The sequence below is a fragment of the Paenibacillus agri genome (genome assembly GCF_013359945.1).
Classification (GTDB): Bacteria; Bacillota; Bacilli; order Paenibacillales; family Paenibacillaceae; genus Paenibacillus_AQ; species Paenibacillus_AQ agri.
Window position 1 is genome coordinate 1 of the sequence record NZ_JABWCS010000097.1, and the last position, 276, is coordinate 276.

2 rRNA genes are annotated in these 276 nt (G+C 49.6%); both read left to right on the forward strand.

Annotated features, from left to right (window positions below):
* Positions 1-63, forward strand: a 16S ribosomal RNA gene (locus HPT30_RS00445); the annotation flags it as partial.
* A gap of 137 nt (positions 64-200) precedes the next feature.
* A 5S ribosomal RNA gene (gene rrf / locus HPT30_RS00450) occupies positions 201-276 on the forward strand; the annotation flags it as partial.

Here is a 276-nt window from a genome sequence, read left to right on the forward strand (position 1 = left end):
ATGATTGGGGTGAAGTCGTAACAAGGTAGCCGTATCGGAAGGTGCGGCTGGATCACCTCCTTTCTATGGAGAATCGTTTCCTGCAACGGAAACATTCAAATCTAAGTCTTCAGGAAGCATGTTTCCGAAGCGAGCTTTACTTCGTAAAGCTTTCAACTCACTCGTTGCTCAGTTTTGAGAGAGTCAATCTCTTTCAAACGTTTGGTGGCGATGGCGGAGGGGTTCCACACGTACCCATCCCGAACACGACCGTTAAGCCCTCCAGCGCCGATGGTA